This is a genomic window from Trebonia sp., from assembly GCF_049794275.1.
Classification (GTDB): Bacteria; Actinomycetota; Actinomycetes; order Streptosporangiales; family Streptosporangiaceae; genus Trebonia.
In genome coordinates, this window is sequence record NZ_JBARCR010001017.1 from 1 (window position 1) to 5,423 (window position 5,423).

The 5,423-nt window shown below is 72.1% G+C and carries 4 protein-coding genes; all 4 read right to left on the reverse strand.

Features of this window, described 5'->3' with window-relative positions; genetic code table 11:
* A partial coding sequence (locus tag WA805_RS25625; RefSeq protein WP_425243622.1) for a phenylalanine--tRNA ligase subunit beta occupies positions 1–1,992 on the reverse strand: 1,992 nt, incomplete at its 3' end.
* Positions 1,993–1,994: 2 nt separating this feature from the next.
* On the reverse strand, positions 1,995–3,119 hold the full coding sequence (pheS, locus tag WA805_RS25630) for a phenylalanine--tRNA ligase subunit alpha (protein WP_422282445.1): 1,125 nt from the start codon (positions 3,117–3,119) through the stop codon (positions 1,995–1,997).
* A 103-nt stretch (positions 3,120–3,222) separates the two neighbouring features.
* Positions 3,223–4,275, reverse strand: coding sequence for an ATP-binding protein (locus tag WA805_RS25635; RefSeq protein ID WP_422287150.1), 1,053 nt, complete (start codon positions 4,273–4,275; stop codon positions 3,223–3,225).
* A 376-nt stretch (positions 4,276–4,651) separates the two neighbouring features.
* Positions 4,652–5,422 carry a TrmH family RNA methyltransferase gene (locus WA805_RS25640; protein ID WP_425243623.1) on the reverse strand — a complete coding sequence of 257 codons (771 nt, stop codon included), beginning with the start codon at positions 5,420–5,422 and terminating at the stop codon, positions 4,652–4,654.
* Position 5,423 lies beyond the last annotated feature (1 nt).

Here is a 5,423-nt window from a genome sequence, read left to right on the forward strand (position 1 = left end):
GACGAGCACCGGCTGGTCGGGCAGCGCCGCGTCCACGGCGGCGAGCTCCTCGACCGTGGGACCGCGGTTGGTAGCCAGGATCGGCGCGGCGCCCGGTGCGCCGGGGCGCGGCAGGAACACCACGCCCGTCTCGAACAGGGCGGTGTCGGGGAACCCGCGGCCGATGTTCCGCAGCAGGACGCGGAAGAGACCGGGCAGCAGGGTGGTACGCAGGTTCGGCTGGTCGTCGCTGAGCGGGTTCGCGACCCGCACCGCGGGCCGCCGCGGGTCTTCCGGCGGCAGCATCAGGCTGTCGGCCTCGGTGGCGGGCGCGAACGGATCGGCGTTCACCTCCACGAAACCGGCGTCGCCGAGCCTGCGGCCGATCGCGCGGATCAGCCGCTGGCGCTCGGTCAGGCCGTGGCCGGCCAGCGCCCGCGGCATCCGGACCGGCACGTTGACGTACCCCTCGAGGCGGATGACCTCCTCGACGAGGTCCGCCGGGTCGGTCAGGTCCGACCGCCAGGACGGCGGCACGACCCGCAGCACCGGGTATAGCCGCTCGCGGGCCCCCGGCTCTGCCGCCTCGTCTTCCGCGGCAGCACCGGGGCTCTCGGCGCTGGCACGCCACGGCGCGACCGTCGGCAGCGCGGCGGCGAACCCGGTGCGCACCTCGCAGCCGACCTGGGTCAGTCGCCAGACCACCGTGTCCAGGCCGTACACGACGCCGGCGACGCGGTCCGGGTAGTCGGCCGCCATGTCGATGACCACCGGCTCGACAGGGACCGCCGCCTCGCTGTACCCGGGCACGACGACGCCGCTGCCGAGCGCGGCCAGCAGCGCGACCGCCCTGGCCGTCGCGCGCGGCGGCAGCTCCCTGTCCACGCCCCGTTCGAACCGGTAGGACGCCTCGGAATGCAGCCGGTGCCTGCGGCTCATCTTGGCGGTGCCGACCGCGTCGAAGTGCGCGCCCTCGATCACGATGTCGGTGGAGTCGTCGTCGATCTCGGTGGCCAGGCCGCCCATGGTGCCCGCCATCGAGATCGGGCCGGACCCGTCGGTGATGAGGATGTCCTCGGGATACAGGGCGCGGTTGACGTGGTCTAGCGTCTCCAGCTTCTCGCCGGGCCGCGCGCGCCGCACCACGATCTCACCGTGGAGCTTGGACCTGTCGAACGCGTGCAGCGGCTGCCCCAGCTCGAGCATCAGGTAGTTGGTCACGTCGACGGCGAGCGACACGCCGCGCACCCCGCAGCGCGCCAGCCGGACCAGCATCCACAGCGGCGACGCCGCGCGGGCGTTGAAGCCGCGGACCTCGCGCAGCACGAACCGGTCGCAGGCGGTGGGGTCGGCGATGCTGGCCGGCCACACCTCATCGCCGGCGCCGTCCGCCGACAGGTCCATAGCCTCCGCCGGGTCGGTGAACGGCACGCCGTACGAGGTGGCCAGCTCGCGCGCCACGCCGCGGATGCTGACCGCGTAGCCGCGGTCCGGTGTCACGGTGATCTCGAACACGTCGTCCCGCAGGCCCGCGTACGCCACGAAATCGGCGCCGAGTGGCGCGTCCGGCGGCAGCACCAGGATCCCGGTGTGCTCATCGCCGATCGCCAGCTCCTTCGCCGAGCAGATCATGCCCTCGGAGATGTGGCCGTAGGTCTTGCGCGCGCCGATCTCGAATCCGCCGGGCAGCACCCCGCCCGGCTGCGCGTACGCGATCCTGTCCCCGACGGCGAAGTTGGTCGCGCCGCAGATGACGCCGGCCGCCTTGTCCTGCGGGCCGGTGAGCTCTTCCTCGCTGACCGCCACCCGGCAGTACCTGATCGGCTTCTTGAACTCTGTCAGCTCGTCGATGGCCAGCACCTGGCCGACGACGACGCCGCGGATGTCGTGGCCGACCTGCTCGATCGCCTCGACCTCGAGGCCGGCGGCGGTGAGCCGCCGCCCCACCTCGCCGGCGTCGACGGGCTCAGGGACCGGCGCGTACTCGCGCAGCCAGGAAAGTGGCACTCGCATCGCTAGATCTCCATCCCGAACGCCCTGCTGAACCGCACGTCACCGTCCACGGTGTCCCTGATCTCGTTGACGCCGTGCGCGAGCATCAGGGCCCGCTCGACGCCGAGCCCGAACGCGAAGCCGCTGTACCGGTCCGGGTCGATGCCGCAGGCCACGAGCACGCGCGGGTTGACCATGCCGCAGCCGGCGATCTCGATCCAGCCCATCGACCGGCAGATGCGGCACGGGTCCGCGCCCGGCTTCACCGACTCGCCACGGCACACGTGACACTCCATGGACACGTCACCTGACGGCTCGGTGAACGGGAAGTAGTCGGGCCGCAGCCGCGTCCGCAGCCCCGCGCCGAACAGCGCGTCGACGAACGCCTGGATCGCCCCGCGCAGGTCCGCCATGGTGAGCCCCTCGTCCACGGCGAGGCCCTCGATCTGGTAGAAGACCGGCAGGTGGGTGGCGTCCAGCGCCTCGTTGCGGTACACCTTGCCCGGGCTGACCACGTACAGCGGCAGCGGCCTGGTGAGCAGGCTGCGGATCTGCACCGGCGAGGTGTGCGTGCGCAGCACCATGCCGGACGGGCCCGGCTCGCCGTCGGGCCGCGCAACGAACAGCGTGTCCTGCATCTCCCGCGCCGGGTGGTCCGGCGGGATGTTGAGGGCGTCGAAGTTGTACCACTCGGCCTCGACCTCGGGGCCCTCGGCGACCTCATAGCCCATCGCGACGAACACGTCGGCGAGCCGCTCGGCGGTCATCGTGACCGGGTGCCTGGCCCCCTCGGGGGTGCGGTCGAACGGCAGCGTCACGTCGACCCGCTCGGTGACCAGCACCTGCTCGTCGCGGTTCCGCTCGAGCTGCGCCTGACGCTGCCCGATCGCTTCCCTGATCCGGTTCATGGCGGCGCCCACCCGGCGGCCGGCGTCCGCCTTCGCCTCCGGCGGCAGCGCGCCGATCTCCGCGCGGGCCAGCCGCAGCGGCGCCTTGTCCCCGTCGTGCGCGAGCCGCGCTTCCTTCAGCTCGTCGAGCGTGCTCGCCGCTTCGATCGCGGCCAGCGCCGCCTCGAGCGCGCGGTCCACCTCGGCGGCGGACAGCGCGGTCACCGCGACCGGGTCGTAGTTCTTGTTAGGTGCGGACATCGTTCGCTTCCCCAGGGTGAAGGTGGTCAGGCAGCTGGCAGGCCCGCGGCGGGTTGCGGTCGAAGAATATCCGGAACGTACGGTGGCGACTGTATGTCCGCCACTACGCGACAGGCGCCCCCGCGGGCACGGTAAATCGGAATTCGGCGCCGCCGCCGGGCGCGCGGCCCACGGCGATGTCGCCGCCGAGCGCCTCGACCAGGCCCTTGACGATGTACAGGCCGAGACCGGTGCCGCCACGGCGCTTGCCACGCCAGAACTGGCGGAACACCCGGTGCGCCATCTCCGGGGGGATTCCCTCCCCCTGGTCGCGCACCGAGACGGCGACCGCCTGGTCGCCGCCGATCCGCGCGCGCTCTACCACGACCGTTACGATACCAGCCCCGTGCCTGACGGCGTTTTCCACGAGGTTGGCGAGGATCTGGTCGACCTTGTCGGCGTCCAGCCAGGTGTCCGGGAGGTCGCTGATGACCTCGAGGCGGTACCTGTCCTCCGGCTCGCCGGCCGCCACCCGGCCCGCGATGAACCTGCGGACCCGCTCGGGGACGTCGACCAGCTCCCGGTGCACCTCCATGCGGCCCGACTCGATGCGGGACACGTCGAGCAGCTCGGTGATCAGCCGCGTGACGCGGTCCGCGTCCGCGTTGACCGTCTCGAGCATGACCAGCTTCTGGTTGTCGGTGAACCGGGGCCACTTGGCCAGCAGCGTGGCGGTGAACCCCTTGACCGAGGTCAGCGGGGACCGCAGCTCATGTGCGACGGTGGAGACCAGCTCCGCCCGGCTGCGCTCGAGCCTGGCCCGCTGCTGCGCGCCGCGCAGGGTGATCACCAGGCGGCGGACCGGGCCGCCGCGCCCGTCGCGGACGTAGCCTGCGGAGACGAGAAGCTCGGTCCCGTCGGTGAGGAACAGGCTGCGCTCCGGATGCCTCGTGCGGGTGGCCAGGCCGTGGTACGGGTCGACGCACACCCACCAGTCGCGGCCGTCGTCGTCGCGGAACGGCAGCACGTCGGAGACGAACTTACCGACGGCCTCCTCGGCCGCGACGCTCGTCAGCCGGGCGGCGGCCTGGTTGAAGATGATCACGCGGCCCGAGTCGTCGGCCACGACCAGCCCGTCGGGGATCTCGTCAGCCATCAGGGACTCGGCGGCGGTCATGCACTGGGCAGGAAGCGAGGCACGCGCCGCTGAGGGGAGGTCGGCGGCCAGCGGGGACTGCTCAGGCGCGGGCGCGCCTTCGACGTGCCCGGGCCCGCCAGGGGCGGTGCCCTGACCCGCTGTGTTGTCCTCCACGACTGCGTTGCCTCCGTCCGGCAGGGGCCGCGTATTAACGGCCCGTGCTGGCTCGTTTCACGATTGCGAGTGACGGAATGTGATCAGACTCTAGCGCGGGAAACCGACTCAATGACAGTCCCGGGCCCGGGATTTCTCTCCGTCGTAACACAAATACAATACGCCACTACCGATTTTTTCCTGTTAGGAGTTCGCTGCTAAATGGCCCATTCAGCGGTTATAGGCGGCGCTATCGGCGCATTCAGCGCTGGGCCGCCGCGGACGCGTACAGGCACACCGCGGCGGCCGCGGCGAGGTTCAGGCTCTCCGCCCTGCCGTAGATCGGCACCGCCACGGACTGGTCCGCGAGCGCGAGCAATTCGGGCGGCAGCCCCCACGCCTCGTTGCCGAACAGCCACGCGGTCGGGGCCTTGAGCGCCGCGCGCGTCTCCGGGTCGTCCAGCGGAACGCCTGACCTGCCGTCGGCCGCGACGATCCGCAGCCCGGCCCGCTTGAGCGCGCCGACCGCGTCGGTGAGCCGTACTCCGGCCACCACGGGCAGGTGAAACAGGCTGCCCGCGCTGGCCCGCACGCACTTGCCGTTGTACGGGTCGACCGAGGCGTCCGCGAACACGACCGCGTCCGCGCCGGCCGCGTCCGCCGTGCGCAGCACGGTGCCGGCGTTGCCGGGATCCCGGACGTTCGCCAGGATGGCGGCCAGCCGCATCTTGCTGTTATCAAGCTGATCGAGCGGCACGTCGACGAACTCGCAGATCGCGAGCAGCCCCTGCGGGGTGACGGTCTGCGCGAGTTCGCTCATCACCTCGCCGCTGACCACCTGGACCTCGACGCCCGCGCCGGTGGCGGCCGCCACCAGGCCGGCGTGCCGCGTCCGCGCGTCCGCGGTGACGAACAGGCCCGTGACGCGGGCGCCGCTCGCCAGTGCCTCGGAAACAGCTTGCGGGCCCTCCGCCAGGAAGGCCCGCTCACGCTGCCGCAGCGCCCGCTTGGTCAGCCGCCGGGCGGCGCGCAGC

Coding starts and splice junctions, on each gene's coding strand:
- pheS (WP_422282445.1), bottom strand. CDS start 3,119: ATGTCCGCACCTAACAAGAACTACGACCCGGTCGCGGTGACCGCGCTG.
- WA805_RS25635 (WP_422287150.1), bottom strand. CDS start 4,275: ATGACCGCCGCCGAGTCCCTGATGGCTGACGAGATCCCCGACGGGCTG.